Raw genomic sequence first — 15,963 nt, 5'->3', positions numbered from 1 at the left:
GGTGGCTCTTTCTATACACTTTGCAGAAGTTCAGTATGGGAGTGCGCAAGCGGCGTGCGAGGGTCGAGCCAGTAGTCGGGACTCACAAATTCAAAGCTATAAGTTCCAGTATATCCTGATTTTTCAAGGCTATGTATATAGTCCGCAAGAGGGAGTGTTCCGTCGCCCCATGCCAGATGGCCTTCGGGTGTGCCGTCGCAAATATGGACATGGCGCAGCCTTTCGCCAAAGCGGGTGAGATATGCTTCCGGCGTTTCTCCGGCGGCGGACATCGCATTCAGGTCCAGGATTGCCGCGATCTGATCCGAACCGATTTCCTCCATCATGCGGGCCAAATCTGCTGTCGACACGATCAGGTTGGATTCCGTGTGCGACAGTGGCTCAAGCAGTATTGTCACACCTTTCTTACGGGCCTCTTGGGCAAGCGTGCCCAACTGGTCGCAGGCGCGGTTCCAAGCGTCTGTGGGGGACTCGTTTGCATATCCCCATCCTGCGGTGACGAGCATCTGGGGGCACTCCAAGGCCTCCGCGACCTCAAGAGCGCGCAAGAAATAAGAAAGGCTTCTTTGCGCCGTTCCGGGGTGTTCGGAGGCGAGGTTGATGGGGTACAGGCATTGCTCCGGCGTTAGGCAGATGAGTGCCAGTTCGCGTTCCAGCAAGAGTTGCTTTGTGCGCTTGATGTCGGTGTCTGTCGCATCCTCCAGGCTGAGGTGCGGCATGCCTGCCCAAAGCTCGATCTTGGAAAATCCAAGTGCGGCAGCATCATCGAGAAAGTGAGCTAGGCTGTGACGAAAATAATGGATGTTCATGGCGGCCAGGCGCGTAGATAGGGGGTCAAACATGAGGTGTGATTCCTGATTTGTTTGACAACATTAAACCCTCCCGTGCCGTCGAGTTCAATTGAAACTTATAAAAATAAGGGAATTTTGGGATTTTTAAGAAAGTTCAAATCCAGCATTGACAGAAAGCAAGGCGTTGTGGTGATGTGTTGTCAAACAAGTTGAGGCAAAACACGGTCCTCACGAAAAACGAAAGGTCAGGGATGTCTGAAGCTTCGGGAGATCAGGGCGGGATTCAATTCCGAAAGGTCAATAAGTGGTTCGGATCAATGCACGTCCTGTGCGACATCGATCTGGACGTAGCGAGTGGTGAAAAGGTGGTCGTGTGTGGGCCCTCGGGGTCAGGCAAATCCACGATGATCCGCTGCATCAATCACCTCGAAGAGTATCAGTCGGGCTCTATCGTGGTGGATGGCATCGAGGTGAATAACCACAAAGCCAACATCGACAAGGTGCGCCGCCGGGTCGGGATGGTGTTCCAGAACTTCAACCTCTATCCCCATCTGACCATCCTCGACAATTGCACCCTTGCGCAGCGTTGGGTGCGGGGCAAATCCCGCGCCGAGGCCAATGAGCTTGCCATGCACTACCTCGAACGCGTTCGCATTCCCGATCAGGCACATAAATATCCAAGCCAGCTTTCCGGCGGGCAACAACAACGGGTGGCAATCGCGCGTTCACTCTGTATGTCGCCGGAGATCATGCTGTTCGACGAGCCGACATCTGCGCTCGATCCTGAACTGGTGCGCGAAGTTCTCGACACGATGGCGGAACTGGCGGGTGAGGGCATGACGATGGTCTGTGTCACCCATGAGATGGGGTTCGCGCGCCAGGTCGCGGATCGCGTCATTTTCATGGATCAGGGCTCAGTGATCGAAAGTGCGCCCCCGAATGAGTTTTTCGACAACCCGCGTGAGGAACGCACACAGCGCTTTCTCAGTCAAATCCTTCACTGAACCCACAAGAAGGTTCAGGCCAAAGGGCAAAACGCCCTACACCACAAACCAATCACTTAAAAACCAACCACAGGGAAATCCCATGACAACCAAATTTTCTTCTGTTGCTGCTCTTCTGCTGGCAACCAGCATCGTTGGCACCCTTGCGGCCCCGGTCGCGGCCCAAGACTTTCCGCCGCTTCCCGAAGCCATTCAAGAGCAAGGCGTCATTCGCATCGGCGTGAAATGCGACAGCCCGCCCTTCGGCGCGTCCGGTGTGGATGGCACGCCGATGGGGATCGAAGTCGAAATGGCCAAGAAAATCGGCGAATATGCCTTTGGTTCCGAGGATGGCGCTGAGCTGTCCTGTGTCACCAGCGAGGCACGCATCCCCTCTCTGAACTCCGGCAAACTTGATCTTATTCTCGCGACTCTCGGTCGTTTTCCGGCCCGCGAAGAGGTGATCGACTTCTCGAACATCTATTTCTGGGGCACGTCCAACGTGCTCGTGCCAAGCGACAGCCCGGTGGAAAAACTGGCCGATCTTGAGGACAAGACACTCTTGATCGTCAAAGGCGGCTCTCAAATCAAATGGCTCGAAGAAAACATTCCGGGCATCAAGATGATGCAGCTCAACACCACGGCAGATGGCGTTCAGGCTCTGCTGCAAGGGCGCGCGGACGGCTTTGTTGGCGATGGTGGTCTCGTTTACACGCTGGGTTCGAACTATGACGATCTGCGTGTGGTCGAAGAGGGGCTTGATCTTGGTCAGAACGGCATCGGTCTGCGTAAGAATGAGCCTGAACTGATGGCCTTCGTGAACGCAGCGCTCGACCAGCTTCGTGAAGAAGGGTTTTATGAGAAAGTTATCCCCGAATTCGTCGAAGAACCGGCCGTTGTCGAGGTCATGAAGCGCGGCTTCCTCGAAGAACCGCCGCATATGTGATCCTGAATCTGCTTTGGGGGCCGACATCATGGCCCCCAAACACCTCTTGAAGCCATGAACCGAAACGGATCTCTGCCATCATGATAGACTGGGCCTATATGTGGGAAGCGGTGCCGGACCTGATCAACGGTCTGGGCATGACGCTGCTCGTCAGTTTTCTCGCCATTATTTTCTCTCTGCTCGCGGGGGCTGTCGGCTGCGCATTGCGCGTGTCATCGGTCAAGGCTTTGAATTATCTCATCGCCGCCTATGTCGAATTCATCCGTGGAACGCCGTATCTGGTTCAGGTCTTTTTCGTTTTCTACGGTCTTCCGAGCCTCGGCTTGAAACTGTCGATTTTCTGGTCGGGCGTTGTCGCGCTTTCGATCTGGGCGAGCGCCTTTCACATCGAAAGTTTCCGCGCCGGGCTGACCTCTGTCAGCAAAGATATTCGCAATGCCTCCGCCTCCTTGGGGCTGCGCGCCTGGCACCACGGGCTCTTCGTGGTCTTTCCGATCGCGGCACGCTCAGCCTTGCCCTCGACGCTCAACACAGTCGTGAGCACGATCAAGAACTCGGCCTATCTTCAGGCCATCGGGTTGGTCGAATTGACCTTCGTGGCCGTCGACCGCATCGCCTATGAATTCCGTTCCATCGAGATGTTCCTGGCGATCTGCGTCATCTATCTCGCTGTTGTGCTCGTCGTTTCGGCGCTTGGGCATCGTCTCGAACGCCGCCTCGACCGGCCGTATGTGGGAAGGTAACCATGTCGCTTCTTTATGAATATCGCGTCTTCCTGTTCGCTGGCTTCATCGAAACCCTCCTGATGTCCCTGACAGTGGCCATCGGGGCCACCGGGATCGCCATCCTTCTCGTCGCCATGTTGCAGTCGAAAATCCGGGTGATCAAAACGGCAGGCTACACCTTGTGCGAGGTGCTGCGGGACATTCCGCTTATGGTCAACGTGCTGATGGTCTATTTCATCTTGCCGCTGATCGGTCTTGGCTTTGGCCCCTTCTGGTCGGCTTGTATCGCCATCTCGATCTGGGGCGGGGCCAATGGGGCGCATATCCTGCGCGCCGGGCTTCAGTCGGTCGGCTCCGGCCAGCGCGAAACCGCCGCCGCGTTCAATTTTGGCCCGATCAAGACCCTGTTCCTGATTGTTCTGCCGCAAGCCATGCCCGTGATCATTCCGCCCTACGTCAGCCTTTTGACCGCTGTTGTCCAGGCGACATCGCTGGGGGCTATCGTTGGCGCGCAGGAGTTGCTTCGGGCTGGTCAGATCCTGATTGAACAAACAACGATCATGCGCGGCGGTAGCCCGGCCTATCTGGTCTATGGCTCGATCCTGGTGGTTTATTTCGTCCTGTGCAGCCTGATCTCGCTCGTCGGCGCCCGGGTGGAAGCCTATTATCAACGTCCCTATCGTGGTGTGGGTGCTCAAAAGATCGACAAGAAAATCAAGGACATCGAAGCGTCGATGCAGACCAGCGCATGACTCTGTCGTCCACCATATCCCCGCGTTCCGGGGCTCCCCTCCCCGGGGCCTCACTGGCCGGAGGTTCGATCGAGATACGCCTGTCGCATCTTGTCGGGCTCCCGGTCGGGGAGAGTGAACGCCGGGCTGCCACGGATGCGATCTGTGACACGCTCGCCGTGGCGCTTGCTGGGAAGGCCGATCCTCGGTCGGATCAGCTGATGCGCACGCTTTCGACCTCGCATGAGGCTGCGCCGGGTCTGAGTTTTGCGCTGGGGACGGATCACTGGCTGTCCACCTCGGATGCCGCGCTGTATTTCGGGTTTTCCGCGCATCTTCTGGATTATGACGATGACGAAACGGAAGTGGCGATGGCGCATCTTTCGGTGCCAAGCCTGGCTGCGGCTTTGGCGGTGGTCAATCGGTTCGGACAGTCCGCCGATGAGGCCCTGCTGGTCGATGCTTATGTGACGGGCTGCAAAGCCATGTTGCTCTTGGGGGCCGTGTGGAACCCGGCGCTGCATGCTGCCGGGTGGCATCCGACCTCCGTTTTGGGCGTGTTCGGGGCCACGCTGGCCGCGGCACGATGCATGGGGCTGGATCAGGTACAGAGCCTTGCTGCGGTCCGTCTGGCGGCCTCGCTTGCATCGGGGGGACGCGGCGCATTCGGTGGCATGGGCAAACCGCTTCAGGTCGGTCAATCTGCAGCCTCGGGGGTGCGCTGCGCCGAGCTCGCACGCGCTGGCTGGCAGGGCAGTTCAAAGGCGCTGGATGGTCTCGCCTCCGCGCTGTTCTCTCAAGGCACCATGCCCACAGACGCGGGTGTCTCTGAGTTCCCGCCAGCGGGCTTTGTCACCAAGCTCTACCCAAGCTGTACCGCGACCCATGCGGCGATTTACGCCACCCTGACGCTCTGCGCCGAAGTGTCAGAGCATGATCTGCCGCAGCGGATCAGATGTGCGCTCGACCCGAGCGCGCTCGCGATTTTGCAAAGCACTCCGCCGAAAAGCGGAGACGAGGGGCGGTTTTCTCTGGCCTATTGTCTGGCCGCAGCGGCCGTGGCCGGGCGTGTCGGGCTGGACGCTTTTGAGGTACAGGCGTTCCAGGAGGACGCACCTGCCGACCCGCGTATCCGCGAGATGATGGGCCGGATCGACATTGCCGAGGCGCATGATCTGCCCTTTGGGCCCAGCGGCATTGCGACCGGGGCGCATGTGACGGTGTTCGTGGGAGATCACGAGACACATAGCCTGACCGCAGAGGCCGCGCCGGGCAGTCTGAGCCTTCCGGCGACGGAGGAGGATCTCTCGGACAAATGGTGCGATTGCCTCACGAAATACACGGGTAGGCGATATGGTACCCGCGCCACCGCCGATGTGGCATCGGACCTCCTTCCGATGCTGCGCAACGTGACAACCCCCGGAGGTCTTCAGACACTCCAGAGGCGGCTGACTGAAATGACATCAATTCAAGGCAAGCAAGAATGCAAAACTCCGTAAGTTCCCGTCTGGCCGAAGCGACTGCACCGGAAGTCGCTCAGACTATTTACGCCCCTCCGATGCGTGGGTTTGATGCCGTGGCGCTTGAGCGGATGTGTGCGCTCAACGAAGCCCATGCGCTCATGCTCGCGACACAGGGGCTGATCGCGAAAGAGACCGCAGAAGCGATCCTTAAAGGCATTGCGCAGGTGCGGGCCGAAGGGCCGGACGCGATTGACCTCGATCCGCAATTCGAGGACAGCTATTTCGCCTTCGAGAACCGTTTGGGTCAGATCATCGGCAAATCCGCCGCCGGTTGGCTTCATATCGGGCGCAGCCGCAACGACATCGGCTCGACGCTGGACCGGATGGCGGCGCGGGACTGGTGTCTGCATCTTCTGGAACAGATGAACGTCGCGCGTCAGGCCTGTCTTGCGGCGGCGGAGCGCCATGCCGAGACCGTGATGCCCGGCTACACCCATTTGCAACCCGCCCAGCCGATCACCTTCGGTTATTACCTCGCCAATGTGGCGCGCGGGATGGAGCGGGAATACGACCGTATCGCCGCCGTCTATCCGCGTGCCGACGCCTGTGCCCTTGGGTCGGCGGCCTTTGCCGGCACGTCCTTCCCGATTGATCGGAACATGACCGCCGAGCTTCTGGGCTTTGCCGCGATTGCGACTCCGGGTCTCGATGCCGTTGCCTCGCGCGATTATGTCACCGAACTTCTCTGGGCCGTCACCAGCTGTCAGGTGTTGCTGTCGCGTGTGGCGCAGGATCTTTACACCTTCACGACATGGGAATTCAGCACCTTGCGCTTCCCGGACAGTGTCGCGGGCACCTCCTCGATCATGCCGCAGAAAAAGAACATGCTGCCTCTGGAGTTCTTTCGTGCCGAAGCGGGACGTAGCATTGGCGCGCTGAGCGGATCGCTGTCGGCGGTCAAAGGGTCGAACTATTCCATCGGGCTCGACAGCGTCCGCGAAGGGTTGACCGATGCCTGGCCGGTTTTTGCGCGGTTCGCGGAGGCCTTGCCGCTGTTGCGTCTGATCTTTGAGACCGCAGAGCCGAATGCGGAGATGCTTTTGGCGCGTTGTTCGGCCAATTTCTCGACCGCGACCGATGTTGCAGACGGTCTGGTGCGCGAACATGGCATTTCCTTCCGCGATGCCCACCATGTTGTAGGGCGCGCGGTTCAGATGGTGATCTCTCGGGGGGAGGATGCCTCGGGTCTGGATGTCGCCACGCTGAATGCCGCCGCCGAGGCCGAGATTGGCCGGACATTCGACATCTCTGAAGAGACCCTGCGCAGCTGGACGGACCCGGCCTCTGCGGTCGCAAGCCGTGTTGTCACTGGCGGTCCCGCCCCCGTTTCCACCCGCGCGATGCTTTCCGAGATGACAGGTCATCTCGAAGGTGATCGCGCCGCCCTTGAAACCCGTTCCACTCACCTGCGCCACAGTGCGCAACAGCTCTCGGAGCGTATTGCCACCTATCTAGGCTGACCTCGCCCCGCTCTAACGCCCCGAAACGGGGCAAGCCGTCGCCCCATGCGGGGCGCCGGACAGATGAACGTTGCCCAAATCGGGCCACTTGCAAAGGAAAACCCATGTTCAACTTCGACGAAGCGCGCTTTTTGAAAATCCAAGGCGGGGCAGTCTCTCTGGCCCCTCGGATTGACGAGGTGATCTCTGACGCCATCGCGAATGGCGCAAGCAACCTCTATTTTCTCGGCACCGGCGGTGTCGCCTATCTGATGGAGCCTGCGGTGCAACTCCTCCATCGCCGGTCCGGCTTTCCGGTCTACAAAGACTACCCGGCCGAGCTTGTGCTCACCGGATCCGCGAACCTGACCGAGAACTCCATCGTGATCATGCCGTCTCTGTCCGGGACGACCAAGGAAAGCGTTGCGATGATGGACAAGCTCAAGGAAATCGGCTGCACGCTGATCACCCTGATCGGCCATGCGGAAACGCCGCTGGGCCTTGGTGGCAATCCCGCTTTGGTCAATTTCGCCGAAGACGATACCTCGTCCGAGTCCTTCTACATTCAGTCGCTTCTGGTCGCGCTCTCGGTGCTGAAAGCGCGCGGTGAGATCGACAATTACGACGACCTGATCGCGGAACTGCAAACCGTGCCGGAAGCGCTTTTGAAGGCCAAGCAGGCCTTTGAGCCGAAAGCCGAAGACTACGCCAAAATCATCGCTGGCGCAGATTACCATATGTTCGCCGGCGCCGGAAACATGTGGCCGGAGACGCTCTATTACGCGACCTGTATCCTTGAGGAAATGCAATGGATCCGCACCCGCCCGGTGCATGCGTCCGATTTCTTCCACGGTCCGCTTGAGCTGATCGAAAAAGGTGTGAGCCTGATCCTGTTCCGGGGTGAAGATGCCTATGACGCCTTGGCCGAGCGTGTGGCAAACTTTGCGCCGCAATATACCGATCGCTTCACGATCCTCGACATTCGTGAGTTTGCCCCCCGCGATCTGTCCGACGAGATGCGCGCCTTGCTTTCTCCGGCGATGATGGCAACGCTTTTGGAGCGTCTGAGCGCCCATCTCGAAGCGCTACGGGACCACCCGCTGGTGACACGTCGGTACTACAAACGCGTCGCCTACTGATCTAAAGCGTGGGCTCGATTGCGGGCCCACGCCCCCTTTATGGAGAGTTTCGTGACAGGACTTCGTCTTGCGGCCGTTGGCGACAATTGCATCGACCGTTTTCTCACCCAAAAGATTGCCCGCGTCGGTGGCAATGCCCTCAATGTCGCCGTTCATTTCGCCAAGGCGGGACATGACGCCGCGTATTTCGGGGCTGTGGGCGATGACGAGGATGGGCGCTGGACCCGGCAAGAGCTTGTGTTCAATGCGGTGAATGTGGATGGTCTCGACATTCGTCCGGAAATCACGGCCTATACCGACATCGCGCATAGCGCAGAGGGGGATCGACAGTTTCTCTTCGAAGAATTTGGCGCAAGTGCGACCTATTTTCCCGGACCTGACGCGATCAAGACATTGCGCGCGGCGGATCATGTGCATTTCGGGCTTTTGAATGAAAGCGATCTTTTGTGTGAGGAGCTGAAAGGAAGCGGTGCCACGGTATCAGTCGACTGTGCCGTGAACCCTTTGACAGCGCCTGTCGATCTCGCATTCGGCTCCGTCGGCGAGGATTTGCAAGCGGCTCAGGCCGAGATGGAGCGCCTTTTGGCGCTCGGGCATGGGCTTGTTGTCGTGACGCGCGGCGCTGAGGGGGCGATAGCCTCCGACGGCACAACCACTTGGAACATCGCCGGCAAACCAATCCGGGCTGTGGATACGACCGGGGCAGGAGACACATTCATCGCGCATTTCATCGCGACTTGGAAAATGTCAGGAGATGTCGAGACGGCCTTGAACTGGGCGACGATGGCCGCGGCGGACAATTGTCTCTACCTTGGAGGTTTCCCACAGGAGGGACGCGTGCTTTCCTCTTAGTGACGTGAAGCGAGAAGATGTGATCCACATAGGTGCTTAAGATTCTGCCGTATCAATGTCCGACGCTTTCTCCGAAGTATCAGTTGGTCGGGCGCTAAACCTCAAAGTTTTAGATGCGTGAAAAGCAAGGGTAATCCCCCATTTTTAGAGGGGCTTTTCAGTAGAATCAAAGCTGCTTTCAGTTTCTGTATCGGGGTCATCCCGCCGATGCACATGTTTGGTCTTTCGTTGTTGTAAGTCCAGAGCCATTTCGTTGCGTGATCCTGCACGTCTTCAATGCTTTCGAAGTGGTATCGCCCGAGCCATTCGGTGCGAACTGTCCGATTGTAGCGCTCGATATAAGCGTTCTGCTGGGGGGCACCCGGCTGGATGTAAAGCAGACAGATCCCCGCCTTCTCAGCCCAGGTCTGCAGGCGCCCACTGACATATTCGGGACCGTTATCTACGCGAGTGGCCAGAGGTTTGCCTCGCCAGGCGATGATCTGCTCGAGCGCCCGAACAACGCGCTCGGCGGGCAGTGAGAAGTCCACTTCGATGGCCCGCCCCTCGCAATTGAAGACATCAAGCACGTTCAATGTCCGCAACGATCTGCCATCGGCGAGTCTACCCGCCATGAAGTCCATCGACTACACCTCATTCGGCCTCAATGCATTCCGGGATAAACTGTAAGTCAGCGCGTTCGCGTTCCAACATCTTTCGAATGTCCGGATGGGAGAACGGGTCTCGTCGCCAGCCGGCCCCCATTTCCTCGCTTGGCGGAACTGACGGCCGATGTTGTTGAAAAAGTCAGGCGGCGCCAAAATCGCATACCAAATGCGCCACCAGGCATGCCTGATAATCAATATATAGTGCTGAAAATCCGCTGCATTGGAGCTTTTCAACGATATCGGCCGGTAGCACCCTTTAAGCGAAATGGGCGGATGCTGTTGAAAAAGTCTTTGTTGCGGCGCAGCAAGTCGTTTGATTCACTCAATTATGAGGGAATTGGAGGATTTTGCCATGATGGGCACCCAGGACGCACCGGCGCAGTTGTTTTATGATTTCGATCTGGAGCGGCACGTGCCTGCGGGCCACATGCTCCGCGAGATCGACCGCTTCCTCGACATGGATGGAATGCGAGAGGCTCTGCGCCCGTTCTACAGCTCCCTTGGGCGTCCCTCGATCGACCCGGAGCTGATCATCCGAATGTTAGTCATTGGCTATGTCATGGGGATCCGTTCCGAGCGCCGACTTTGCGATGAGGTCCATCTGAACCTGGCCTACCGCTGGTTCTGTCGTCTCGGCCTCGAAGGCAAGGTTCCGGATCACTCGACCTTTTCCCGCTATCGCCACGGCAAATTCCGCGACAGCGATCTGCTTCGGAAGGTGTTCGAAGCGACCGTTGAGCGCTGCCTGAAAGAGGACCTCGTGTCGGGCGAGGGCTTTGCCGTCGATGCCAGCCTGATCCCGGTGGACGCGAATAAGACCCGGTCGATTGCCGCAAGCGATTGGAACGCAGATGTCGCGCGCAAAGCAGGCAACAGGGCAGCGCAAGAATACCTCGAAACCCTCGATAACGCGGCCTTCGGAGCGGCCTCTCCTGTCCAGCCGAAGTTCGTCGCCAAGTCCGATCCTGTGGCGCAATGGACCCGCGCGATGAAAGTCGCCCGTATTTCGCCTATGCCACCAACTACCTGATCGACACCAAAAGCTCGGTGATCATGGATGTCGAAGCCACGCGCGCCATTCGGCAAGCCGAGGTGGGTGCATCGCGCACCATGCTTGATCGGACCGAGAAACGGTTCGGCATTCGGCCGGAGTGGTTGGCTGCTGACACAGCTTACGGCAATGCCGAAAACCTCGGCTGGCTGGTCGAAAGGCGCAGCATCATTCCGTTCATTCCTGTCATCGATAAGTCGGAGCGCACCGATGGCACCTTCTCCAGATCCGACTTCGAATGGGACGAAAAGAATGACCAGTACATCTGTCCCGAGGGCCAGGCGCTGAAACAATTCAGACGCAACTATTCCGATTCAAACCGAGGTAAGGCTACCGGCGGAAGAAAGAAATACCGCGCTCTGAAGGCCACCTGTCAGACCTGCCCATCCAAGGACATCTGCTGTCCGAAAGCCGAAGCGCGATACGTAACCCGTGAGCCGCACGAGGAAGCACGCGAGTTCGCCCGTGCATGCCGCAAGACCAAAGCCTACAAGATCTCACGGGACAAAAGGAAAAAGGTCGAGATGCTATTCGCTCACCTGAAGCGCATCCTGAACCTCACGCGGCTCAGGCTTCGAGGACCGAACGGCGCAAAGGACGAATTCCTTCTCGCCGCCATCGCCCAGAACCTCCGAAAACTCGCCAAGCTCCGCCCGCAGTGCGTCCAAAAGGAGGTCAGCGCATGACCTGAAAGGTCAAAATGGCCGGTCTTCGGCAAACCAACTGGCGAAAGCCGGGACCAAACGGCTGCTATGTCTCCAGCAGCGTGAAAATCCCACAAAACAAACCGAATTTTTCAACAGTATGGGCGGAAAGCGGTCCTTCGCTGCGCTTCCATTCCGATCAGTCCAAACAATGGAAGCGGGCTTTCAGAGTTGCCCCAAATCGAAGTTTTTAACGCTCCGCGGTTTTAACGAGTTCGCACGCTCTGAAGGCATTTCTACTTATAAATCAGGCACGATCAGATGGCTGGCACCGGACATCATCTCATAATGTGGACCCTGTCCGTGGAATTCAAATACGCGAAGGAAAACACTGCGAAGGCGTTCGCCCGCATCTGCATCAAAGTAGAATTCCTCCGCGCCAAGGTAGCCATGCGACCCGTCGTTGAGAGAGCGTCGAAGTGCGCCGAAGGCAAAGGCGTCCGCACCATCAAGGTTGTCGAGGCCTGACATCCAGTCTCTGTCGCCGATAAACTTGAAGTAGTGTTCCAAGATGCGCCGCATTGCATTGCATAGAGCCACCGGGACTGTCGCTGGATCATTCACCTCATCCCAAAGCGCACGATAGGCTGTCATGATCGGAGTATTCGTCCCATGACTCGTCACCGACGAAATTCCAGCGGGCTTTCGGAGGATCCAATGCTTTGGATCTGGGGCTTTACCCTTCCAATAGCTACTGATCTCGTGATGAAAATGTGCATTGTGTGTCAGGACAATGACTTGAGAGATCCGACCGCCCGGCGCACACGCGTCCTCGAACAGTTTTCGGACCATGGCTGCGACCGTATGCACTGCGGAAGCGTCTTGGCTTGTCATCGGATCGTCGATCACCACGACACGTCCTAAATTTTTTTCGGCTTCGTCGTGGTCGCCCGCCAAATGGTGGTAGAGATATACGAAGGCAAGGAAAGAACGCTCACCTTCCGAAAGCGTGTCGCCAGTCGGCGACCCATCGGCACGATGAACCGCGTAGGTGCCATCGCCCGATGTGGGGCGAAGGTGAAAGCCATTATGCCCCTGTAGTCGCAGCAACTCATTGATCGCGTCGGCGGTTGCCTCAATGCCCGTGATGCCGCGCCGAAGATCAGATATTTCTCCATTCAACTGTGCGACTTTGGCTTTGCGCTGCTCGATTTTATTACTGAGACCCTCGACCTTTTTCATAAGCGGCTTTCGGCGCGCATCGTGGCCTACGTATTCGGACCGCGTGTCTGCAAGGAAACGGCACCAAACCTCCTCCTGCCACGCAGAGCGTTCACGGGCGAAATTCTCGGATAGATTCGTTTGATGATCAGCCTTGGCGTTAGCCCCATCCATGAATGACAGGACCATCTCGAAAGCGTCATCATCCGCTTCCACATCGAGTTCGGACGATGGAGCCGACAGCTTGCGATCAATGGCTGCGAGATTACGATGGTGGAGTTCTATCCATGTGGTAAATGCCTTGCTGGCATCTGCATCCAAAAGTGGCGAGCCAGCCACCTCGGCGATCCATCCATCAATAGCCTCAATATCTTTAGCATAGATGGCTCTGTCCCGACGGATCGCCTCAATCCCACTTTCATAGGCGGCGTCGAAAATCGCAGCGATGCGGGTCGAAAGGGAGTGGTCGACAGGCTGTTGGCAGAATGGACACCGGCCGGAAGACTGCCGCAAGAGGGGGAGGCCCGCCTTCACCCAGTCAGCACTTCCGAGTTCTGCGACCAATTCAGAGATTGGTTGGTCGCTCGCCGGCACAAGAGGTCTGCGTAGGCGCTCTTGGACGGTTTCTTCGGCCGACGGCCTGGGTGGTAAAGGCAGGCGCTCGGCTACCGCTGGCGGATTGCCTGCAAAGGTCTGCGCCTGCTCGAGAAGGTCGGCGAGAGACTTCGGTTCTTCGCCAGACCACCTTTCCGCACGGTCATAGTATTCGGTTGCGAAGCGGGCCTCGGCGTTCCATGTGCCGACGAACGTCAGAGATTTGTGTGGCGTCCATACTTCCTTTCTCCTATTCCAGATTTTCTTACTAAAATCCGCATTTTCAGCTTTAAGTGCAGGTTCACCTTCTGGTCCCTCCAGGCGCCCCTTTGCAGATTTCAATTTTTCATATTCATCATCTCGCACGCCCTCCTTCTGCTCCACCTCCCGCGCCGCAACCGCATCATCACCGAGAGTGTAGATGCCGGGCATCGCCCGTGATGGATGGCAGTTGCGGGCGATATAGTCTCGCCCAAAAACTATCACTTCCTTTGGCCCTGAAGCCCATCCCGTGGCGCACGATGGATATGACATCAAGTCTGCGAGCACCCGACTGATGGTCGATTTACCCGAACCATTGGGTCCAAAGATGACGTTGCAAGGCCCAAGGTCGTCGAGACGGATACCAGTATCGGAAAAAGAAGCTTCAGAACGAATTTCAACAAAAGTCAGCATAGTTAAATGGTCTTCCTCAAAATTTGTCAGCCCTCAACGAGACGTTCCGCTCTAAAGACAGGCGCGCTATGACTTTTCGGCGATATCGTCTCGAATTGTCGCCACCGAAGACTGATGCAAGAAAAAACACCTCATCGCGGAGGGGTCCCTCCAATTAGGCCGATTATACCTGATTTCTTCGCCAACCGCGAAGCCGCACTTTATCTACCACTCCAAGTTAGCTTGCCGTATTTTATGCTGCAAGATGCGACGGGCGACCGGTTCGGGGAAGCTGTTCCGCAGCTTTGTTTAGAAATGCGAGCGGCAGCTATGGGCCGTCACCACTTGCGCCAACTCAAGCCCATGGTTGCGGCGACGGCTTCGGGACAGCCAGCTTGCACTCGGGCCCGATACGCGCGCACCGAAAGGCCGTTCTCAAGCGCCGTCTTCTCCCATTCATCGTCCGGATTGGGTGATATGTCTCGCGTGCCTTCCGTCGCCGCCCTCTCTCCTGACCAACCGCGCCTGAGGCGTGCTTTGAATGTGCTGAAAGCTATCCCGTTTTCCTCCGCAACTGGCCAAGCTGGTAGGCCGTTGTCCAATTCGGCCAGGCTGTCTCTTTTTCGATTCTCAAATGCGCCGCGATCGAATGGAAACTCGACGTGCTTGCATCGAACTGTCCAAAGCTTGGTGCCATCCTCGGCATCCGCCAACTCAACGACACTGGGATCCGCAAGCGCTAGTGGTGCGAGACCGTAGCGTCTGCATAGCCACCAGGCGTCTTCGTGACTGGCTGCTTTTCCGATCACCTTCCCACCCAGCGGCGCCACCAAATGAATCACGTCTTGCTTCCCTCTAACTATCTGCCTGGCTGGCATGTGGCGAGTATTGTTTCATCTCACCTAATCACCGCGATCAGTCGATAAAAGACGCCAATGGCAGCTTTTACGCTGCCGCGGCGCAGCAGCGAATGCGCTTAGCAATGGCGGCTTAGGGCCGATGATGTTGCCAAACAGACTTTGCAACCCCGCTTTCTGCGCATTGCTGACCTTGGTGCCGATTGCAGCATGTTGGGCGTTGAGCCTGGGCCTTGAATGGCCACTTTCGTGTTTTTGACAGGGTGCGTTTGCGGGTGCCGCGAATGACAGGAATCCGCCCTTCGAGCAAAACTTCTCGCGTATGTGGCACACTCGAGCGATTGCTGCGAACGGCAGATTCCTCCGCACAGCGGCTCTATCAGTCGTGCGTGAATCTATGGTCTGTAGGGCAAGCCTACCTCGATCGGGCGCTTAAGAAAAATGAGATGTGTGCGCCAGAAGCGTGGAGCCCGTTGTCACCAGTCAAGATGTTTCCGGCTATGTAGTTTCGATTTTTCATTAGGTGTTTTGAAATGTTTATTTTTCGCAATTTTCCTTTGGCTTGAATTGCTTGGATAAACGGCGCGTGTTCGAATTTTGTTCGTAATTTTTCGCAAAGATGTTTCGTGTTGCGCGTGCATACATGGTGAGACATATGGCGCTTCCTTTCTTCTTGCCATGTCGCACAGTTCAGATTTTACCTATTCCGTCCCGTGAAAATCTAATGATGCAACGGCCTGTGCCGTTCGGATGAATCATGGAGGGTGCTACTGTGGCACGAAGGTATACGACTGAGCTTGTTTCTCTGTACAATCAGGCTCTTGATGCAGTGGAGCAGCGCGATAAATTTGACTTGGGAGCAGCTCCGGTTCTGACCGGATATGTGCCTGTAAAGGTGCCAACGGGTCGGATCTTCATGTTTGGAAATGCCACCGACCACCCACTCTTAGGGGATACGTTGATCTCCACATCTGATCTCGTATGGCTCGACCATGATGTCAAAATCGCACGCACGGTGTCGCGTTTTTACCGGATTGAGGCAAAAGCCGATTTTCCCAAAGGAAGCCTCGTCGCGGCAGGATATCTTTTGGGGCGCGTTCTTGGTGACGAAGAATTGCAATGCATGCTGCGAGAAAACGCCGATCGATTTCGAAAACTTATGAATT

12 protein-coding genes and 2 pseudogenes are annotated in these 15,963 nt (G+C 57.1%); 10 read left to right on the top strand and 4 right to left on the bottom strand.

Annotated features, from left to right (window positions below; genetic code table 11):
• Positions 1-11 precede the first annotated feature (11 nt).
• On the bottom strand, positions 12-842 hold the full coding sequence (locus tag ACN0X0_RS00070; protein WP_417277492.1) for a sugar phosphate isomerase/epimerase family protein: 831 nt from the start codon (positions 840-842) through the stop codon (positions 12-14).
• 200 nt (positions 843-1,042) lie between these two features.
• Between ACN0X0_RS00070 and ACN0X0_RS00065 the strand changes: the two genes are divergently transcribed.
• The 8 genes from ACN0X0_RS00065 (at position 1,043) to ACN0X0_RS00030 (ending at position 9,129) form a co-directional block, all read left to right on the top strand.
• Positions 1,043-1,795 carry an amino acid ABC transporter ATP-binding protein gene (locus ACN0X0_RS00065; protein WP_417277491.1) on the top strand — a complete coding sequence of 251 codons (753 nt, stop codon included), beginning with the start codon at positions 1,043-1,045 and terminating at the stop codon, positions 1,793-1,795.
• 82 nt (positions 1,796-1,877) lie between these two features.
• On the top strand, positions 1,878-2,720 hold the full coding sequence (locus ACN0X0_RS00060) for a transporter substrate-binding domain-containing protein (protein WP_417277490.1): 843 nt from the start codon (positions 1,878-1,880) through the stop codon (positions 2,718-2,720).
• Between the two features lie 80 nt (positions 2,721-2,800).
• On the top strand, positions 2,801-3,463 hold the full coding sequence (locus ACN0X0_RS00055) for an amino acid ABC transporter permease (RefSeq protein ID WP_417277489.1): 663 nt from the start codon (positions 2,801-2,803) through the stop codon (positions 3,461-3,463).
• A gap of 2 nt (positions 3,464-3,465) precedes the next feature.
• Positions 3,466-4,197 carry an amino acid ABC transporter permease gene (locus ACN0X0_RS00050; protein ID WP_417277488.1) on the top strand — a complete coding sequence of 244 codons (732 nt, stop codon included), beginning with the start codon at positions 3,466-3,468 and terminating at the stop codon, positions 4,195-4,197.
• Positions 4,194-5,675 carry an MmgE/PrpD family protein gene (locus tag ACN0X0_RS00045; RefSeq protein ID WP_417277487.1) on the top strand — a complete coding sequence of 494 codons (1,482 nt, stop codon included), beginning with the start codon at positions 4,194-4,196 and terminating at the stop codon, positions 5,673-5,675. Before ACN0X0_RS00050 ends, ACN0X0_RS00045 begins: the two co-directional genes overlap by 4 nt.
• On the top strand, positions 5,660-7,159 hold the full coding sequence (gene argH, locus ACN0X0_RS00040; protein WP_417277486.1) for an argininosuccinate lyase: 1,500 nt from the start codon (positions 5,660-5,662) through the stop codon (positions 7,157-7,159). Before ACN0X0_RS00045 ends, argH begins: the two co-directional genes overlap by 16 nt.
• Positions 7,160-7,263: 104 nt before the next feature.
• A complete protein-coding gene (locus tag ACN0X0_RS00035) occupies positions 7,264-8,277 on the top strand; it encodes an SIS domain-containing protein (RefSeq protein ID WP_417277485.1) in 1,014 nt (337 codons plus the stop codon).
• Positions 8,278-8,328: 51 nt separating this feature from the next.
• Positions 8,329-9,129 (top strand): PfkB family carbohydrate kinase, encoded by an 801-nt coding sequence (locus ACN0X0_RS00030; RefSeq protein WP_417277484.1) that lies wholly within the window; start codon positions 8,329-8,331, stop codon positions 9,127-9,129.
• A 101-nt stretch (positions 9,130-9,230) separates the two neighbouring features.
• On the opposite strand, the pseudogene ACN0X0_RS00025 reads toward ACN0X0_RS00030, so the two are convergent.
• Positions 9,231-9,755: pseudogene (locus ACN0X0_RS00025) on the bottom strand (integrase core domain-containing protein); the annotation flags it as partial.
• Positions 9,756-10,128: 373 nt separating this feature from the next.
• Between ACN0X0_RS00025 and ACN0X0_RS00020 the strand changes: the two are divergent.
• Positions 10,129-11,513 (top strand): annotated as a pseudogene (locus ACN0X0_RS00020) (transposase).
• 258 nt (positions 11,514-11,771) lie between these two features.
• Here ACN0X0_RS00020 and ACN0X0_RS00015 read toward each other — a convergent pair.
• Together ACN0X0_RS00015 and ACN0X0_RS00010 are read right to left on the bottom strand one after the other, a co-directional pair.
• Positions 11,772-13,961, bottom strand: coding sequence for an AAA family ATPase (locus ACN0X0_RS00015; RefSeq protein ID WP_417277483.1), 2,190 nt, complete (start codon positions 13,959-13,961; stop codon positions 11,772-11,774).
• 317 nt (positions 13,962-14,278) lie between these two features.
• A complete protein-coding gene (locus tag ACN0X0_RS00010) occupies positions 14,279-14,782 on the bottom strand; it encodes a hypothetical protein (protein ID WP_417277482.1) in 504 nt (167 codons plus the stop codon).
• Positions 14,783-15,554: 772 nt separating this feature from the next.
• On the opposite strand from ACN0X0_RS00010, the gene ACN0X0_RS00005 reads away from it, so the two are divergent.
• Positions 15,555-15,963: DUF6634 family protein (locus ACN0X0_RS00005; protein WP_417277481.1), on the top strand; the 409-nt coding region annotated here is incomplete at its 3' end.

The sequence above is a fragment of the Celeribacter sp. genome, assembly GCF_048270365.1.
Lineage (GTDB): Bacteria > Pseudomonadota > Alphaproteobacteria > Rhodobacterales > Rhodobacteraceae > Celeribacter.
Note: the sequence above shows the minus strand (reverse complement) of the source record. Positions and strands in the feature narration are given on the sequence as shown.